General features: G+C 70.9%; 12 protein-coding genes. 5 read left to right on the plus strand and 7 right to left on the minus strand.

Annotated features, from left to right (window positions below; all coding sequences use genetic code 11):
- Positions 1-58 precede the first annotated feature (58 nt).
- The 4 genes from AB0M02_RS24660 to AB0M02_RS24675 form a co-directional block, all read right to left on the minus strand.
- Positions 59-1,462, minus strand: coding sequence for a GGDEF domain-containing protein (locus AB0M02_RS24660; RefSeq protein ID WP_364230425.1), 1,404 nt, complete (start codon positions 1,460-1,462; stop codon positions 59-61).
- 114 nt (positions 1,463-1,576) lie between these two features.
- The gene (locus tag AB0M02_RS24665; protein WP_364230426.1) at positions 1,577-4,936 is read right to left on the minus strand and encodes a CARDB domain-containing protein; all 3,360 of its coding nucleotides are present in this window, start codon (positions 4,934-4,936) and stop codon (positions 1,577-1,579) included.
- A gap of 179 nt (positions 4,937-5,115) precedes the next feature.
- Entirely contained in the window at positions 5,116-6,675 is a 1,560-nt protein-coding gene (locus AB0M02_RS24670; protein WP_364230429.1) for a beta-N-acetylhexosaminidase, read from the minus strand.
- A 28-nt stretch (positions 6,676-6,703) separates the two neighbouring features.
- Positions 6,704-8,086, minus strand: coding sequence for a S28 family serine protease (locus AB0M02_RS24675; RefSeq protein ID WP_364230431.1), 1,383 nt, complete (start codon positions 8,084-8,086; stop codon positions 6,704-6,706).
- An 82-nt stretch (positions 8,087-8,168) separates the two neighbouring features.
- On the opposite strand from AB0M02_RS24675, the gene AB0M02_RS24680 reads away from it, so the two are divergent.
- Positions 8,169-8,954: a BTAD domain-containing putative transcriptional regulator gene (locus AB0M02_RS24680; protein WP_364230434.1), complete on the plus strand. Its 786-nt coding sequence runs from the start codon at positions 8,169-8,171 to the stop codon at positions 8,952-8,954.
- A 35-nt stretch (positions 8,955-8,989) separates the two neighbouring features.
- Complete coding sequence (locus tag AB0M02_RS24685; protein ID WP_364230436.1) at positions 8,990-9,418, plus strand: hypothetical protein; 429 nt, start codon at positions 8,990-8,992, stop codon at positions 9,416-9,418.
- On the opposite strand, the gene AB0M02_RS24690 is transcribed toward AB0M02_RS24685, so the two are convergent.
- Complete coding sequence (locus AB0M02_RS24690) at positions 9,419-10,642, minus strand: serine/threonine-protein kinase (RefSeq protein ID WP_364230438.1); 1,224 nt, start codon at positions 10,640-10,642, stop codon at positions 9,419-9,421.
- Positions 10,643-10,718: 76 nt separating this feature from the next.
- Here AB0M02_RS24690 and AB0M02_RS24695 point away from each other — a divergent pair, with 76 nt between their 5' ends.
- The 3 genes from AB0M02_RS24695 to AB0M02_RS24705 are packed head-to-tail and all read left to right on the plus strand — an operon-like array spanning position 10,719 to position 13,713.
- Complete coding sequence (locus AB0M02_RS24695; RefSeq protein WP_364230439.1) at positions 10,719-11,873, plus strand: efflux RND transporter periplasmic adaptor subunit; 1,155 nt, start codon at positions 10,719-10,721, stop codon at positions 11,871-11,873.
- Positions 11,870-12,541 carry an ABC transporter ATP-binding protein gene (locus AB0M02_RS24700; RefSeq protein WP_364230440.1) on the plus strand — a complete coding sequence of 224 codons (672 nt, stop codon included), beginning with the start codon at positions 11,870-11,872 and terminating at the stop codon, positions 12,539-12,541. The genes AB0M02_RS24695 and AB0M02_RS24700 overlap by 4 nt, the downstream gene beginning before the upstream one ends.
- Positions 12,538-13,713, plus strand: coding sequence for an ABC transporter permease (locus AB0M02_RS24705; protein ID WP_364230441.1), 1,176 nt, complete (start codon positions 12,538-12,540; stop codon positions 13,711-13,713). The genes AB0M02_RS24700 and AB0M02_RS24705 overlap by 4 nt, the downstream gene beginning before the upstream one ends.
- 31 nt (positions 13,714-13,744) lie before the next feature.
- Here the strand turns inward: AB0M02_RS24705 and AB0M02_RS24710 are convergent, their stop codons facing one another.
- Positions 13,745-14,911: a hypothetical protein gene (locus AB0M02_RS24710; protein ID WP_364230443.1), complete on the minus strand. Its 1,167-nt coding sequence runs from the start codon at positions 14,909-14,911 to the stop codon at positions 13,745-13,747.
- A gap of 85 nt (positions 14,912-14,996) precedes the next feature.
- A complete protein-coding gene (locus AB0M02_RS24715) occupies positions 14,997-17,309 on the minus strand; it encodes an exo-alpha-sialidase (RefSeq protein ID WP_364230445.1) in 2,313 nt (770 codons plus the stop codon).
- Positions 17,310-17,311: the final 2 nt, after the last annotated feature.

Here is a 17,311-nt window from a genome sequence, read left to right on the forward strand (position 1 = left end):
CCTGATGCTCCCAGCGGCGAGCGGGCGGGGTGCCCGAATGCCGGATGTCGGCCCGGTCCTACGCCGCGGCCAGGCTCAGGACACCGATCTGCTTGCGCCTCTTGGCCTGATACATCGCCATGTCGGCGCGGGTGACGACGTCGTCGGTGGTGTCGCCCGGCCGGGCGTGCGCGACGCCCACGCTGCAGCCGATGCGCACCTGCTCGTCGCCGGCGGGCATGGCCCGGGCGACCAGCGCCCGCATCCGGTCCACCATCGCCTCGGCCGCGCCGGGACCGCGGCAGACGATGACGAACTCGTCGCCGCCGAAGCGGCTCACCAGGTCGTCGGCGCGCAGGCCGCTGCTCAGGTGGTCGGCGACGCCGACGAGCAGCGCGTCGCCGGCCGCGTGGCCGAGACGGTCGTTGACCGGTTTGAATCCGTCCAGGTCGCAGAAGAGCACCGCCAGGTCGTCCGGCCCGGCGGCCAGTTCGGCGGAGATCCGCTCCACACAGGCGGCCCGGTTGGGCAGTCCGGTCAGCGGGTCGGAGGTGGCCAGCCGGTGCAGGGCGTGCTCGGCGTCGCGCCGGGCGCTGGACAGCCGGGCGATCCGTACCATGACCAGCGGGATCATCCCGGCCGAGGAGACCGCGAGCAGCACGCCGTCGATCGGCAGGCCCAGCAGTGCGCGGCCGCCCCCGAGCAGGGGGCCGATCGCCAGCATGACGCCGAGGAAGACCAGGCGAGGTGTGTTCAGGTCGTCGACCGGCGCCCGGCCCGGCATGGTCATCTCGGTGATCGACGGGTGCAGCGCGGCGCACCCGACAGCCACGAAGGCCGCCATGTACGGGACGTTCACCCAGTCCGAGCCCAGCGCGAAGGACACGTTCTCCACCAGCGCGAGCGCGATCGCCGCGCCGAGCAGGGACACCGATGTCACCCGGCGGCCGGCGGCGAGCGAGACACGTAGCAGCGCACCCAGCGTGCCGGCCAGCAGGAAGACGTTCACGAACCGGCTGAGCTGCTCGCCGGTGGACATGCCGTGGTGGGTCATCGCAGGCAGCAGCACGGTGTCCCAGAGCACGCCGCCCAGGCCGACGGCGACGATGACCGAGTCGATGATGCCGCCGATGTCCGCGCGTCCCCGCCGCAGCACCACCACCAGCGACGCCGCCAGAACCAGCGCGCCGCCCCCGGTCATGGTCACGTTCACGATCGCGTCGGCGTCGGCGTCGGCACGCCCGGAGTGCGCGACGAGCCACACCCAGACGGCGTTGCCGGCGTCGTAGACGACCGTGGCGGCCAGCAGCAGCCACCACGCGGCCCGGGTACCCGCCGGGGCGCGGCGCACACCGACCAGCAGGGCGGGCAGGGGACTGAGGGTGACCAGCAGGAGCGGCCAGCCCCGCAGCTCGGCCGGCCACGCTGGGTACGTCACCACCAGCAGGCCGGTCAGAGCGGCATAGACACGCAGCAGTGACACGCCGGGGCCATCGGCCGGGTTCCACCGGGTCTGAGGACTCCGCCGGCCCGACCGGAGTGATCTCGATTTCAGCGGTTGCCCCCCGGCTCCACGAGCCGGGGGGCGCCGATCAGATCAGCTGCCGCTGATGACGAACTGGGAGCCCGGCTGGGTGACGATGTTGCCGTCGGCCGAGTTGGTGATGGTGACGTTCGACAGCGTCGCGTTGCCGCGGGCCCCGCTCATCGCGAGGATGCCGGCGCCGTTGTTCGACTTGTCGATCTTCACGTTGGTGATGGCGACGTTCGGCATGTTGCCGCCGCCGGTCTTGAACTGGATGCCGTCGTAGGTGGAGTCGACGATGTCGGTGTCGCGGATCGTGACGCCGACGATGTCGCGGCCGGACGGGAACAGCGTGATCGCCCCGAACTCCTGGTCCTCGTTCCAGAACGCCCCGCCGGTGCGGTAGAGACCGTTGTTGGCCAGCAGCGTCGTCCCGGAGAACGGCAGTGGGCTGTGGTCGGTCGCCAGCATGATGCCGGGGTAGTTCGCGGTGTCGTACACGAGGTTGTTCTGGGCGGAGTTGCCGTACCCGCCGTAGATGGCGATGCCGTTGGCCCGCCACGGCAGCTGGACGGTGTTGTTGAGGAAGTGGTCGTTGTGGTTGATGTCCACCGACTGGTCCTTGACGTACGGGTTGGCCCAGATCGCCAGCGCGTCGTCACCGTTGGTGCGGAACGAGGAGTTGAAGACCCGCGAGTTGCGGGTGCCGTTGGAGAAGTTGATGCCGTCGGCGTACGTGTTGCGGATCCGCATCCCGGTGAACTCGAGACCGTCACCCGGGTTCCAGTACGCCGGGGTGTCCGAGTAGTCGCGGCCGACCCAGGCGCCGACGTTGACGTGCTCGATCCACACGTTGCTGATCTTCGTGTTCTTGCCGAACCGGCCGTTGAGGCCGTGGCCGCGGTTGGCCCGGTTCTGCGTGTTGCCGAAGATCGCCAGGTCGGAGATCTGGGTGTTGTCGTCGATGTCGAAGCCGACGTTGCCCTCGTGCGGGTGGTTGATGTTGCCGGTGACCTGGTGCGGCTGGGTGTCGCTGTAGAGCTGGGTGTGCCACATGCCGGCGCCGCGGATCACGGCGTTGCGGATGCCCTTCTGGTTCCACTGCCCGCGCGTGGGGTCCGGCGAGAGGATCTTCTGCTCCTGCCGCCACTTGCCGGCCGGGATCCAGACGCAGCTGATCACGCCGTTCTCGTCGTCGGTCACGGCGCGCTGGATGGCGGCCGTGTCGTCGATCCCGTCGTTCGGCACCGCGCCGTACTGGGTGATCGAGGTGCACCCGGCAGGCTGGGACGCGGCCGGGGCGACCTGCTCCAGGTCGATCAGGTCGATGATGTAGAACGACGCGTTGTCACCCGAGTCGCGCTGCAGCTTGAACCGGGTGCCCGGCGGGTAGGACGTGCCCAGCAGCGCGTTCGACTCGTCGAAGAGCCGCCGTGCGTCCGGGCCGGGGGTGTTGGACAGCGACTCGGTGTCGTCGGTCGTGCCGTACACCCAGCTGTTGCGCGAAGACAGGGTGAGCTTGCGGTTGAAGACGTCGTTGACGTACAGGCTGATGGTGTGGTCCTGGCCGCCGCCGGAGGCGGAGTCCGGAACCGAGTTGCGGACGACGATCGAGTTCGCCTGGTTCGTGGAGGTGAACTCGACGAACTGGCCGGTGCTGTTGAGGCGCACCGACTGACGGCCGGAGGACTCGGTGCCGAAGTTGGTGTGCCCGAACGTGCGCAGCTGGTCGGTCTGCACCAGGGTGCCCTGGTAACGGGCCGCCTCGGCCTCGTACTCGGTGTACGGCACCGCCGCGCCGCGCCCGACCACGATCGGCAGAGCCAGACTGTTGTTGGACTCGTTGGTCTCGGCGACCGCACCGGCGGAGTCGGCCGTCGCGGTGGCGGTGGCGCCGCCGCTGGTGGCCGTCCAGGTGCCGCCGATGCTCACGGTCGCGGTCGCGCCGGCCGCGATCGACGGGGCCGATCCGGTCAGCGTGGTGCTGCCGACGGCGAGGCGGGTGGTGCTGGCACCGGCCGCGCTGGTGCCGCGGTTGGTGACCGCAACGGTGAAGCTGACGGCCGCGCCGGCCGCCGGGTTTGCCGGGTTGGTGCTGATCGCGGTGACCGTCAGGTCCGGTCCGGGCGCCTGGGCGACGACCAGCGGCGAGGACGCCGTGAAGGTGTTGTTGTCGTTGTTCTGTTCGGCGACGGTGTTGGCCGGGTCCACCACGGTCGAGACCGTGTAGCTGCCCTGCGCCTTGGCGCCGATGTTGGCGGAGACGGTCGCTGAGGCGCCCGCGGCCAGCGCCGGGACGTCGGCGCTGCCGGCGACCGTGCCGCCCAGGCGGAAGTCGGCCTTGGTCGCGGCCGCGGCGGCGTTGCCCGCGTTGCGGACGGTCGCGGTCAGGGTGATCGCGGCGTTCTCCGCGGGGCTTGCGGGGGTCCAGGTCGTGGACGTCACGACCAGGTCCGGATTGGGCGCCCAGGCGCCGAGCACCTGCAACTCGGCCACCTGCCCACCCGGCGCTCCGTTGTTGGCATAGAACTGCAGGCGTACGTCCGACGCGCGGCCGCTGACCGGGATCGTGACCGTGTTCTGGTTGCCCGACGGGCTGAAGCTGTAGTCCGCACGCGCCTTGAGCTCGGTGAAGCCGGTGGCCGTTCCGACGCGCCCGAGCACCTGGACGTTCTGGACGCGCGGTCCCCAGGCCGCGTCCGGGTTGAGCTTCACGACGACCCCGGTGACGTCGGCGTCGGAGCCGAGCTTCACGGTGAGCGTCGACGGGAAGCCGTTCGACTCCCAGTAACTGGTGACGTTGCCGTCGTTGGCGTTCGTGGCCACGAAGTTGAACATCGTCGAGGACGCCTCGATCGGCTTGCCGCCGGCCAGGTTGCTGCCGGTGGGCGGATCGGGGTCGGGGTCGGGATCCGGGTCGGTGCCGGCCACGCCGTACACCTCCAGCTCGGAGAGCTGACCGGCCGGCCAGCCGGTGTTGGCGGTGATGTGCACCCGCACGTAACGGACGCTCGCCGCGGTGAAGTCGACGGTCACGGTGTTGCCGGTGGCGGGGTTGAAGACGCGCCCGGCGGAGGCGGACAGCGTGCTGAAGCTCGAACCGGTGGTGCTGCCCTGCACGCTCAGCGTCTGCGTGCGGGTGGCCCACGCGGTCGCCGGCGGCAGCTTGAGCTTCACCTGGTCGATCGCGACGGTGGCGCCGAGATCGACCTGGATCCACTGCGGGAAGACGTTGTTGGGGCTCTCCCAGTAGGACGCCTGGTCGCCGTCGGTGACGGCGGAGGCGGGCTGGGCGCCGAGAGAGCCGCTGGCGGAGGCCGGTTTCCCGGCGGCGGGGTTGGGACCGCCGGCGGCGTGCGCGGCGGGCGGGGAGATGCCGAGGACGATCAGCCCGGCCGCGAGGGCCGCGCCGAACAGGCGGGAGCGTTTCATGGGGGATCCGTCCTGTGACGAGTTTGCTTCCGTCCGCCGCGAATTTTCGTTGTTCTGCTTACTTATTTCAGCAGCGGGCATTCAATGTTGCAGATGCGTCACTGGTTCGTCAACGTTGTGACACCGAAACACGTCAGCCCCCACCAGGAGTCCCTGGTGGGGGCTGAGAGCCGGTGCTTTTAGTGAGCCCAGCCGATCTGCGGAGAGGGGTAGAAGCCGACACCCCGGTTGGTCCAGCGCGGGCCGTAGGCGCCGAGGCGGGACCGGAAGGACTCCCAGTCGCGTGCCGGGGACCAGCCGAGCTCGGCGATAGCGGCCAGCCTCGGGAACGCCATGAACTCGATGTCGTCGAGCTTGCGCAGGGTCTCCGACCACAGCGGGGCCTCCACACCGAGCACGGCGCTCTCCGGCACACCGCTGACGTGGGTGCCGGGGTCCCAGCCGTACGCGTCGGCCACCTCGATGTAGGCCGCCCAGCTCAGCCCGAGCGGGGTCGACGGGTCGTACTTCATGTCGAGGTAGGCGCGGTTGGCCGGCGACATGATCACCTTGGTGCCCCGTGCCACGGCCGCGGCGAGGGTGGCGTTCTCGGTGGAGAGCCCCCAGTACTGCGCGACGGCGGTCCGGGCGGCGGGTGCCTTGGCGATCTCGTTCCAGCCGTACGCGGTCTTGCCGTACTTGGCGACCAGCGGCAGGACCCGCTCCTGGAACGTCACGTAGTCGGCGTCGCTGGTGGCGTGCGCCTCGTCGCCGCCGATGTGCAGGTACGGCCCGGGCGTCAGCGCCGCCAGCTCCCGGATCACGTCCTCGACGAAGCGGTAGGTGACCTCCTTGCCGATGCAGAGCGAGCTGTAGCCGACCGCGGTGTCGGTGCGCGGCGGCGGCGCGACCCCGTCACAGGTCAGCTCCGGGTACGCCACCTGCGCGGCGTTGACGTGTCCGGGCAGGTCGATCTCCGGCACGATCGTCACGTACCGGGCGGCGGCGTAGCGGACCAGGTCCCGGTAGCCGGCCTTGGTGAGGAAGCCGCCGCCGGTGCCGTCGACGCCGGTGCCGGGCGCGCCGCCGACCGTGGTCAGCCGCGGCCACGAGTCGATCTGGATGCGCCAGCCCTGGTCGTCGGAGAGGTGCAGGTGCAGGTGGTTGACCTTGAAGCGGCTGATCTCGTCCACGTACCTCTTGATCTCGTCCGGGGTGTGGAAGTGCCGGGCCAGATCGAGCATCGCGCCGCGGTAGGCGAACCGCGGATAGTCGGTGATGTCCCCGCCGGGCACGATCCAGGGGCCGCGCTGCGGAGCGGCCGCGTCGATCGCCGGCGGCAGTAGTTGCAGCAGGGTCTGCACGCCGGCGAAGAGCCCGGCGTTCCCCCTGGCCCGCAGCGTGACCCGCGTGCCGGTCACCCGTAGCCGGTAGCCCTCGGTGCCGAGCCGCGCCTCGGCGTGCCCGGGTTCCAGGGAGATCGCGGGGGTGCCGGCCGGGGCGCGGCCGACGACCGGCAGCCGGTATCCGGTGGCCGGCCGGAGTGCTGCCGCGAGGTGCTCGGCGACGGCCCGTGCCGCCGGTGGCGCCTCGACGACGGTGCGCCTGGTCAGCTGGAAGGTGCCGCCGGCCGGGCGCACCTCGGCCGGTGCGGGCAGGACGCTGCCCAGGGCTACGGACGGGCGCGCCGCCTCGGCCGGGGCCGAGGCGGCGGTCAGTGACAGCGCGCATGCGAGGAGTGCGGCTAGGCGAATACGCATGCCATTCAAGCTATTCGATTTGTTAACTTTATTTCAAGTGGCGGCGGTCCTCGATCATGTCGTCCAGCGGCAGGTCCGAGACGGACAGGGTGCTGAGCGCCGCCGGCACACCGGCCCAGCGGCGCAGCGTGGCGGTGGCCTCGGCGGCGTCCTCCGGGTTCAGCCGGGCGATGTTCGCACCGTGGTTGGCGCCCGGCGCGACGTAGAGCACCGAGTCCCGGCGGCTCGGTGTGAACCGCTCACCGCCCCACGGGTCGTTCTCGCCGTAGATGAACATCATCCGCTCCGACGCGGTCCGCACCCACAGGTCGACGTCGATCATCGGCAGCGGGTTGTGCCAGGTCCGCAACTCCGGCGGCAGCGACGAGTTCGCGGTGTACAGCTTCGGGTGGTTGCGCAGCCCGCGCAGGTGCTCGAACCGCAGCTCCGGCCAGCCCAGCTGCGCCGCGGCCTGACGGTAGTACGGGAAGTAGTACTCCAGGCCCTGGTCGGTGTAGAAGCTCCACCCGGCCACCCCGTCGATCCACTCCCACAGCTCGTCGTCGGTCGCCGTGGCCGCCGGCACGCTCGCGCAGTCGGACTCCAGGCTGTACTGCCAGAACGCCCAGACCGAGTCCAGGACGGTCATCTCGAACGAGCGGTCCGCGGTGCCGATGCTGCCGCTGAACGTCCAGCCCTGCGCGGCCGCCTCCGCCTCCAGGCGCGGCACCAGCCGGTCCCGGCGCAGCAGCGCCTGACGCTGCACCTCGTCGAGGGTCTTCCGGCACTCCGGCGTGCCGACGGTGTCGAAGAACCGGTCGTACGCGCTGTCGGCCGGGTTGATCACGTCGTCCGGCGCCACGTAGGCGACCACGCCGTCCACGTCACGCGGGTAGAAGCGGCGGTGGTAGACGGACGCCATGCCGCCCTTGCTGCCGCCGGTGCGGATCCAGTTGCCCGAGTAGACGCTCTTGAGCGCGGTGACGATCCGGTGCTCGTCGGTCGCCTCCTGCCAGATGTTCAGGTCCGACCAGTCGGCCGGCGCGGGCCGCGACGTCCGGAAGAAGCGGTGCTCGACCGAAACCTGGTTGCCGTTGAGCAGCAAGGTCGGCTCGGTCTGCGACGGGCGGGGTGCGACGGCCAGGCCGTACCCGCTGGTGGCCAGCACCACCGGAGCGTCGCTGGAGCGGTGCAGCAGCGTGAGGCGCTGCTCGAAGGAGCCCTTCGACGGGTGCCGGTGGTCGGCCGGCTGGCGGTAGCTCAGCAGGAAGAACCGGTATCCGGTGGCCGGGGTCTCCGAGACGACGGTGAGACCGGGAATGGACCGCAGCTGATCGAGCAGCGGATCGTCCGACACCGCGGCGTTCGCCACGGCGGCGGGGGAGAGGAGAACGAACAGGGACGCGAGGGCAGCGACGAAGCGTAATCTCACGGGCGCCACCCTATCGACGAACAGCTATCCGAGGCGCCCCCGGTTCCGAACCACCCCCGACGTCGGAGATGGGGGACCGCAAATGCTGGATGTGCAGATTCTCGGCCGGACCCGGGTTTGGCGCGACGGCACGGAGGCCGACCTCGGCCCGCCCGGGCAGCGTGCGCTGTTCGGCCTGCTGATCCTCGCCGGTGGTCAGCCGCTGACCAGGCAGGCGATGGTCGAGGCACTGTGGCCGGTCGAGGCACCGCGTGCCGCGGCCAACATCCTTCAGACGTACGCCAAACGCCTGCGCCGATGCCTGGAGCCCGGCCGGTTGCCGCGGGCCAGGAGCGCCGCGCTGCCGGCCGTCGCCGACGGGTACGCGTTCGCCGCCGAGGACGCCACCGTGGACGTGCTCCGGTTCCGGCAGTCGGTGCGCGCCGCCCGCCGGGCCGAGCGGATCGACGACACCACCGGTGCTCTCGCCGCGTACGGTCTGGCGCTCGCCCTCTGGCACGGCCCGCCGCTGGCCGACGTCCCGCTGCTCGCCGCGCATCCCGGTGTCACCGCGCTGGTCGTGGAGCACCGGCAGGTGGTGGCGCGGTACGGCGAGCTGATGACCGCCGCCGGACGGTCCACCGAGGTGCTCGCGATGCTCGCCGAGGACGCGATGCGGCATCCGCTCGACGAGGCCGCGCAGGCACGGCTCGTGCGGGCCTGCCACGCCGCGGGGCAGCGCGCCCGGGCGTTCGAGGTCTACCGGGCCACCCGTCTGCGGCTCGCCGAGGAGCTGGGTGTCGACCCCGCGCCGGACCTCGTCTCGGCGTACCGGGAACTGCTGTCCGGTCATCGTCCAGTGCCTGTCCAACGCTCGCCGGAAGGCTGAGGACGTCCACAAAGGTGAGTCCCACGGAGGTGGAGATGACACGCACGTTCCGCTCGGCGCTGCTGGCACTGCTCGTGACCGCGGTCTCGCTCGTGGGAGCGGCCGCTCTGGCCGCTCCGGCGCAGGCCGCGACCGGCAACGGGGACCGGGTCGCCACCGGGGCGGCGCTGCCCCGCCAGGCGATCGACCGCGCGAAGATCAGCAAGGCGGTGAAGCTGCCGGCCGCCGCCAAGCGGGTCGGCGCCGTGACCACCGGTGCCGCCGCCCGCGCGCCGCTGCCCGGGTTCTGCACGTTCGACAGGTACGACGGTGTGACGTCGTACCTCGGCTGCTCGGTGGTGATCCCGGCGACGGTCTACGTCCTGTGCAGCAACGGCAACATCTTCTACGGGTATCTGCCCTATCCGGGCATCTACTCGCTGACCGCCACTCCCTGCTACGCGACCGGGTACGCCCTGGTCTGATCAACCTTTGCCGGGCCGGGCCTTGCCCGGCCCGGCTTCCTTCGCCTTCGGTGGTTTCGGTGCCTTGACGGGGTGGGCCGGCTCCGCGAGCTTCACCGGTTTCGCGGCCCGCTCAGTTCTCCTCGTCTCGGTGGTGATGCGCACCGGCGTGGTCGTGGTCGTGGCCCGGCTTGTCGGTGCGGAGGCGACACCGGCCCGGATGACCGGCGCCGGGGGATCGGACGGCAGCGTCGCGGCGGCCACACCGGCGGACGTCAGCAGCACCGCTGCGGCGATGACGGCGATCTGCTTCGAGTGGCGGCCTCCGCCGGCCGCGGTCCCGGTGATGGCGCGGGTCGGCACGAAGGCAGCGGCCCTGACACGGCCCGGCTCGGGCGTGCCGGTGACGCCGGCGGGCAGGTCCAGGACTGTCGTGTCGAGTTCGGCGGCGGCGGCCAGGACCGTGGCCACCGCCGCGGCGCTCGGGCGGCGGGCGGGATCCTTCGACAGGCACTGCCGGCACAGGGCGGCCACCTCGGCGGGCAGACCGGCGATGCGGGGGAGGGCGGACGGCTCCTGGTAGCGGTGCGCCCGCAGCATCTCGGTGGCGGTCGAGGCCGCCCACGGCAGGCGGCCGGTCAGCGACTGGTATAGGAGCAGGCCGGTCGCGTACACGTCGGTCGCCGGGCGGACCACGCCGTGCTCCAGGCGTTCCGGTGCCAGGTAGGCCGGTGTGCCCAGCAGCTCGCCCGCCGCCCGGTCGTCGGCGCCGGACACCGCCGAGATGCCGAAGTCGACCAGCTTCACCCGGGCGCCGGAGACCACGACGTTGGCGGGCTTGACGTCCCGGTGCACGACGCCGCGCTCGTGCGCCGCGGCCAGCGCCGCCGCCACCTGCGCGCCGATCAGGACGGCCAGGCGCCACGGGAGCGGGCCGCCGCTCAGCAGCTGTGACAGCGAGCGGCCCGCCACGACCTCCATCACCACATAGGGCAGGCGGCTGGGCTCCTCGCCGTAGTCGTACACGTCAACGATGTTCGGATGCCGCAGCCGGGCGACGGCCCGCGCCTCGTCCCGGATGCGCACCAGCAGCGCCGGGTTCCGGGCCAGGCCGGCCGAGAGCACCTTGATCGCCACGTCCCGGCCCAGCACCTCGTCGTGCGCACGCCACACCACCGACATGCCGCCGGCACCGAGCCGGTCCCGCAGCCGGAACCGGCCGCCCATCAGGTCTCCGGTTTTCATCACACCCGTCCGTGCCCGGCGATCCGCGCCGGGAAACCCTGACAGGTTCCACAAGTTTCGCCGCCATGATCGCCCGATGCTCTACGAATCGTCACCGCCGCGGAGCCGCCGGCGGCTGATCGTGCCGGTGGTGCTGGCCGCGGCGATCGCGGCCACGGCCGGCGTCCTGGTCGCGAAGCGCGGAACCTCCGCGCCCAGCGTCGAGACGCCGGTCGCGGTCCGGACCGCGGAGGTCGTCAGAACCGACCTCTCCGCCACCCGCTCGCTGACCGGCACGCTCGGCTTCGGCGCCGCGGAACCGCTGAAGGGCACCCGGGCGGGGATGGTCACCTGGCTGCCCCGCCCGGGAGCCGCGATCAGCCGGGGCGGCCAGGTCTTCCGGGTCGACGACCAGCCGGTGCAGTTGTTCTACGGGCAGGTGCCGCTCTATCGCGATCTGGAGCGGACCGGGACGGTGGGGCGCGACGTGCGGGTGGTGGCTACCAACCTGAAGAAACTCGGGTACGCCATCGGCACACAGCCGAGCCCCGGCACGACGGTCACCCAGGCGCCGCCGTCCCCGGCTCCGGCTCCCGGAACGTCCGCACCGGCGGCGACGCGCGTCGCCGTACGCAAGGGTGAAGGTGTTTTGACCCTGGCCCTGCTCGCCGCGATCAAGCGATGGCAGCGTGACGCCCACCTGCCGGAGACCGGGCGTATCAGCGTGGGCGACGTCGTGGTGCTGCCCGGACCGGTCCGCGTCGAATCGATCACCGCTCAGCGTGGGGACGACGCCGCCGCACCGCTGATGACGGTCACGCCGACCGCGAAGGTGATCACCGTGTCCGCCGAGCCGTCCGAGACCGGCGCGATCCGGCGCGGCGACCCGGTCACCGTGGTGCTGCCCGGCGACAAATCCGTTCCGGGCAGCGTCGCGGCCATCGGGACGGCGTTGCGCACCGACGAGGAGCCCGGCGTTCCGAAGCGCGTCATCACGGTCACTGTGGACGAGGAGAAGAGCCTGAGCGGCATCGACGCGGCCGACGTGCGGGTCGACCTCCCCGGCGAGACCCACCGGGACGTGCTCGCCGTGCCGGTCGGCGCGCTGGTGGCGCTCAGCGAGGGCGGCTACGCGGTGCAGGCGCCCGGAGGCGGGCTGATCGCCGTGACGATCGGGATGTTCGACAAGGGGCTCGTCGAGGTCAGCGGCGACGGCCTCACCGAGGGCACCGTGGTGGTGACCACGTCATGACCGTTTTGTCGTTGAACAGTATTTCCATGACGTACCCCGGCGGGGTCCGCGCCCTCACCGACGTCTCCCTGGACATCACAGAGGGCGAGATGCTGGCCATCGTCGGCCCGTCCGGTTCCGGCAAATCGACCCTTCTGCACATCATGGGTACGCTCGACCGCCCCACATCAGGCACCGTGTCGATCGGCGGCCAGGACGTCGCCGGCCTCCCCGACCGGCGGCTCTCCGCACTGCGCGGCCGGCGGCTCGGCTTCGTGTTCCAGCAGTTCCACCTCTCCGCCGGCCTGACCGCCGCCGAGAACGTGGCCACGGGCCTGCTCTACGCCGGAGTCCCGCGCGCCCGCCGTCGCCCGCTGGCCCTGGAGGCACTCGACCGCGTGGGCCTGTCACACCGCGTCCGCCACCTGCCGCACCAGCTCTCCGGCGGCGAACGCCAGCGGGTGGCGATTGCCCGCGCGGTCGTCCACCGCCCCGCCCTGCTCCTCGCCGACGAACCCACCGGCGCCCTGGACACCCGCAACGGCCAGGCGGTACTCGAACTGCTGCACCGCCTCCACGGCGAGGGCAGCACCATCGCGGTGATCACCCACGACCGCGACATCGCCGCCGGCCTTCCCCGCCGCCTCGAGATGCTCGACGGCCGCCTGGTCGCCGACTCCGAGTCATGATTGATGTGTTGTGGCTCGGGCTGCTCGGTATTCGCACCCGGGCGAGCCGGGCGGTGCTCTCGGCGCTGGGCATCGCGATCGGGATCGCCACCATGACGGTGGTGACCGGCATCCCGGCGTCCAGCGAGGCCCACCTGATGCGGGAGCTCTCCGCGCTGGGCACGAACATGCTGAAGGTCAGCGCCACCCCCGACCGGGAGCCACCGGCGCGCCTGCCCGAGGAGTCGGTGGGCATGGTGGCACGGATCGGGCCGGTGAGCCTGGTCAGCGCGGTGGCCGACACACACTCGGTGGTGCGCCGTTCGGACCGGATCGAGCCGCGGGACGGCTCCGGGCTGACCGTGCTGGCCGGGCGGCTCGACCTGCTGCCGGCCATCAACGCCCGGATCCGGCACGGGAGCTGGCTCACCGCGGCCACCAGCGAGTTCCCGGCCGTGGTCCTGGGCTCGGTGGCGGCCGCGCGACTCGGCATCCCCGGCCTCTACCCCGGCGGCCCGGGACCACAGGTGATGATCCGCGACAGGTGGTTCACGGTCGTCGGCATCCTCGCCGCCGTGCCGCTGCTTCCCGAGATCGATCGTTCGGTGCTGGTCGGCTGGCCCGCCGCCCGCGCTGAGCTGGGCTTCGACGGCCGTCCCACGACGCTCTACGTCCAGAGCGCCGAACCGTCCATCGAGGCGGTGCGCTCCGTCCTGCCCGAGACGGTGAACCCCGAGACCCCCGCCGACGTGCTGGTCAGCCGCCCCTCCGACGCCCTCGCGGCGAAACGGGCCACCGAGAGCACGTTCTCGTCGCTCTTCCTCGCCCTCGCCGCGGTCGCCCTGGTGGTGGGCGGCATCGGCGTAGCCAACACCATGGTCATCTCCGTCCTGGAACGCCGCTCCGAGATCGGCCTGCGCCGCGCCCTGGGTGCCAGCCGGGGCCAGATCCGCGGCCAGTTCCTCACCGAGTCGATCATGCTGTCGGCACTCGGCGGGGTGTTGGGGACGCTCCTGGGACTGGCTGCCACGGTTGCCTACGTGACGTACCACGGCTGGCCCCTGGTCCTCCCGGCGGCAGCGATCCTCGCCGGCCTCGGCGGCGCGGTGGCGATCGGCGTGGTCGCCGGTGTGTACCCCTCGATGCGCGCGGCCCGCCTCTCCCCGACCGAGGCCCTCGCCGGGCCGGCGTAACCGTTTACGCCGGCCCGGCGGGGCCGCGCGGTCAGCGTTGGACGGTGACCGTGGTCGTGGCGGTGACCGGCTTGGTGGTTCCCTGGACCTTGGCGGTGCTCACCAGCTTGCCGGCGCCGCGGGTCAGGCCCTTGAGCGTGACCGTGTAGGAGACCGTGCCGCCGGGTTGCGGGCCGGCACTGAGCACCCGCAGGTCGGTGGTGGGCAGGGTACCGGCGGGCAGCCGGGCTCCCACGATGCCGCCGGCGTTCTCGGCGCCGACGGTGAGGGGTTTGCCCGGGTCGCTGATGGTGTCCCAGTTGTAGCCGAACGTGATGTCCTGCACGCCGTTGACCCCGATCCACACCTGGAAGACCCGTGGCGACGTCGTGCCCTTCACGTTGCCCTGCCACTCGACGACGAGCCAGTCGGAGACGCCGTCGGTGAGGACCTCGGCGAGGACGCCGGCGGTGCCGGTGCCGTCCAGGTCCGTCCAGAAGGGGGCGATCACGTTGTTGGGCCGCGCCGGGTCAGGCAGGTTGCCGGTCGGGGCGACGTCGGCTGCCGTGCCGCCGCCGGCCACCAGATAGCCGTTCGACGAGATGCCGATCTTCGAGTACGTCGTTCCGTTGAACAGGAACGCCGGAACATCGAGCTCGATGATCTCCTCGTCACCGATCGCGCGGGCCGGAGCCCCGAAAGCCGCCAGCGGGATGTAGCCGAAGAGGGCGCCCTCGTCGGCCGTGACCGCGCTGGGCCCGGCCGGCTTCGCGGCGGCGAGGGTGACGCGTGGTGCCTTGACCGAGAGTGGCGTGGTGACCTTGGCGCCTGTGGCGCCGGTGAACATCAGCGGCGGCAGGGTGGCCGACGTCAGGTCGGTGACCGCCGGGGTGAAGCCGGTGTTCTCGGCGGTGACGGTGCAGGTGGTGGTCCCCTTCACCGGAATCGCCGGCGGCGCGCAGGTCTGCGTCAGCTTCACCGTGGCCGGCGTCGTGGCTGGACTGCCGGCCGGCTGGCGGATCCCGCGGACCGGCGTCTTGGCGACGAGCTTGTATCCCGCGACCTTGAGTTTGTCCGGGTCCGGGTCCGGGTCCGGCTCAGCGCGCGCCGGCCCCGGGTCCGGCTCGGCGAGCGCCGGGGCCGGCGCCGGGACGACGACGGCGAACAGCGGCACGGCCACCGCGACAGCAGCGGTCCGCATCCACCTGGTTGAGGACATGTTCGTCCCTTCGTGACGGGAGATTGTCACGTAGAGAATGCGGACCGCCTGTCCAATTTGTCACTATTGTTCAAACGGTGCCACCCTAAGGGGTAGCGGTGAACAGCACGTCGTCGACCAGGTAGTTGTCGCCCGTCGTCGCGGTGCCGTTGCTGGCGAGCCGGTAGCCGTGCAGGGTGGCGGGCTTCGCCGTGTACGGCACCCCGGTAGCGATGACCGTCCCGTTGAGTGACACCGCCGCCGTCGACGTGTTCACCGTGACCGTCAGCGTCGACCAGGTGTTCTCCGGCACCGCGCCGGCTCCGGTCAGCTGAACCCAGGCACTTCCGTTGTAGCGGGAGACCTCACCGTTGGCCCCGACGGCGAAGTGGAACGGCGTGATCGTGTTCCCCGCCGCGTCCTTGCCGAGCAGGTCGAACAGGAAGCCGACGAGACTGACCGGCTTGAGACGGAACTCGAACGTCTTGGCGGTCCCGGAAGTGCTGTTCCAGGTCACCTGAGAGATGGCGTTCGGGTTGGTGTCGATGATCCGCAACGCCGAGGCGCTGTCGTTGTCGTCGAGTTCGGGCGTACGCGTGGTCTGCCACGACGTCACGATGTTGCTGAAGCCGCGCGGCCTGTTGTTGACCGGGTCGTTCTCGAACGAGTTGATCGACGAGTAGAGCTCGAGTTCGTTGATGAACGAGGTGCCGTCAGTTCCGGCGTCGGCCTCGACCTTGACGAAGCGAGCGTTGGCCGGTGCGGAGAGCGTGAAGTACTCCATTGCCAGGTGCGTGCGATTAGTGGCGTTCACGACCGGTGAGCCCCAGTTGACGCCGTCCGACGACAGGTACACACGGCCGGTGGCTTGACGGCCGTTGCGCAAGGCAAGACCAATCTTGGTGAGCGGATATGTACGGTCAAGGTTGATTACGTATGTACCGTTGCCGTTCGTGTTGACTGCACTTGACCAGTGTTCAGTACTGCCGTCGAAAGTACCGTCAACACGAGCGCGTACATGTCCCGGCACAGTGGACGTCATGTTGCCGCTGACCGTGATGACGCCCTTGCGGTACTTGGTGGCGAGGTCGATGCGGCCCACATCAGGTGTGAGTACATCGATCCAGCGCTTCCAGATCTCCGTCTCTTTCTTGACCGTGAAGCCGCTGTCCCCGTTCGGGCAGGACCATGTTGTCTCACACGTGTCACCGATCACGATCGCCCGGTTGGCGGACAGGTAGTCGATCGCGCCATACCCGGTCGAGCCGTGGAAACGAGCTCCGGTCGTCGGGCAGTTGCGGTAGGTCAACTGCCCGACCCACCCGGTGCCCTGTCCATTGGTGGAGATCGCGACCCAGTTGTCCGGGCGGCCGCTGCGCAACACGAGCACACCGTTCGGCATCAGCTTCAGGTCGGGGGCGACCGCCTCGAGCGCACCCGTCGAGTCGTTGACCGGGTCGTAGCCGTACGGAAAAGAGACCTGAAGGTTCTGCAGCGCCGTCCAGGTGAACCCGTTGTCGGTCGACGAGCTCCAGACCGGGGTTCCGAGTGCCGACACCCCGCCGTTGCCGTCAGCCACCTGGTGACGCATCACGGTGATCAGCTTGCCGCCGGGTAGCTGGGCGATGGCGGTCTCGTTGTAGCCGTTGCTCGCGTTGCCGTTGGCGATGACAGCACGGCGGCTGAACGTCTGCCCGCCGTCGGTGCTGGCCTGCAGCTGGACCCGGTGGTTGGGGCCGTCGGTGAACGTGCCGTACATGGTGACCAGGATGGTTCCGTCGGGCAGTTCGAGCGGCACCCCGGCAACCCGCGCCCCGATCGTGCTCGACACCAGGTCGAACGTCGTGGGCGACGCCGTCCAGGTGGCACCGTCGTCCGCCGACCGGTACGCCATGTGCGTGGTCCGGGTCCCGCCGCCGAGACCGTCGACCGGTTTGAAGGCGAAGCTGAGCAGGTCGCCGCCGCGCAGCCGGATCGCGCCCTGAGCGGGCGGCGGGTCCTGGATGTAGGTCGACGTGGGCCAGGTGACGCCGCCGTCGAGCGAGTACACCTGCCCGTTCTTGACCGGAGCGGTGACCGAGTCGGCACCCTCGGAGAAGCGCGCGTAGTGCTTGCGAACCGGCGTGCCGTCGGCGGCTACCGAGTCTGCGCTGATCAGGTTCGGGAAGGCCGCCTGCTTGAGCGCGCCGGCCGTGTCGCCGGGCGGGTTCCAGACCGGCCCCGTCTCGCTCCAGCCGCCGACGTTGAGGGCGTACCCGGTAGCCGACTGTCCTTCCGCGTACGCCGGCGTGCCGTTGATCGCGGTGGCGCAGGTCGGGTCGTTCGACGGCGCCGCGACGGCGGGAGCCGAGCCGAACGTGGCCACCAGCAGAGTGGCCGCGGCGCCCGTCAGGAGAGCACGGCGAAGTGGTCCTGTCATGA

Source organism: Actinoplanes sp. NPDC051861, assembly GCF_040681145.1.
GTDB lineage: Bacteria > Actinomycetota > Actinomycetes > Mycobacteriales > Micromonosporaceae > Actinoplanes.

Excerpts from the sequence above, each read along its gene's own strand:
- AB0M02_RS24665 (WP_364230426.1), bottom strand. The coding sequence starts at position 4,936 with ATGAAACGCTCCCGCCTGTTCGGCGCGGCCCTCGCGGCCGGGCTGATC.
- AB0M02_RS24670 (WP_364230429.1), bottom strand. The coding sequence starts at position 6,675 with ATGCGTATTCGCCTAGCCGCACTCCTCGCATGCGCGCTGTCACTGACC.
- AB0M02_RS24680 (WP_364230434.1), top strand. The coding sequence starts at position 8,169 with ATGCTGGATGTGCAGATTCTCGGCCGGACCCGGGTTTGGCGCGACGGC.
- AB0M02_RS24685 (WP_364230436.1), top strand. The coding sequence starts at position 8,990 with ATGACACGCACGTTCCGCTCGGCGCTGCTGGCACTGCTCGTGACCGCG.
- AB0M02_RS24690 (WP_364230438.1), bottom strand. The coding sequence starts at position 10,642 with ATGAAAACCGGAGACCTGATGGGCGGCCGGTTCCGGCTGCGGGACCGG.
- AB0M02_RS24695 (WP_364230439.1), top strand. The coding sequence starts at position 10,719 with ATGCTCTACGAATCGTCACCGCCGCGGAGCCGCCGGCGGCTGATCGTG.
- AB0M02_RS24700 (WP_364230440.1), top strand. The coding sequence starts at position 11,870 with ATGACCGTTTTGTCGTTGAACAGTATTTCCATGACGTACCCCGGCGGG.
- AB0M02_RS24705 (WP_364230441.1), top strand. The coding sequence starts at position 12,538 with ATGATTGATGTGTTGTGGCTCGGGCTGCTCGGTATTCGCACCCGGGCG.
- AB0M02_RS24710 (WP_364230443.1), bottom strand. The coding sequence starts at position 14,911 with ATGTCCTCAACCAGGTGGATGCGGACCGCTGCTGTCGCGGTGGCCGTG.
- AB0M02_RS24715 (WP_364230445.1), bottom strand. The coding sequence starts at position 17,309 with ATGACAGGACCACTTCGCCGTGCTCTCCTGACGGGCGCCGCGGCCACT.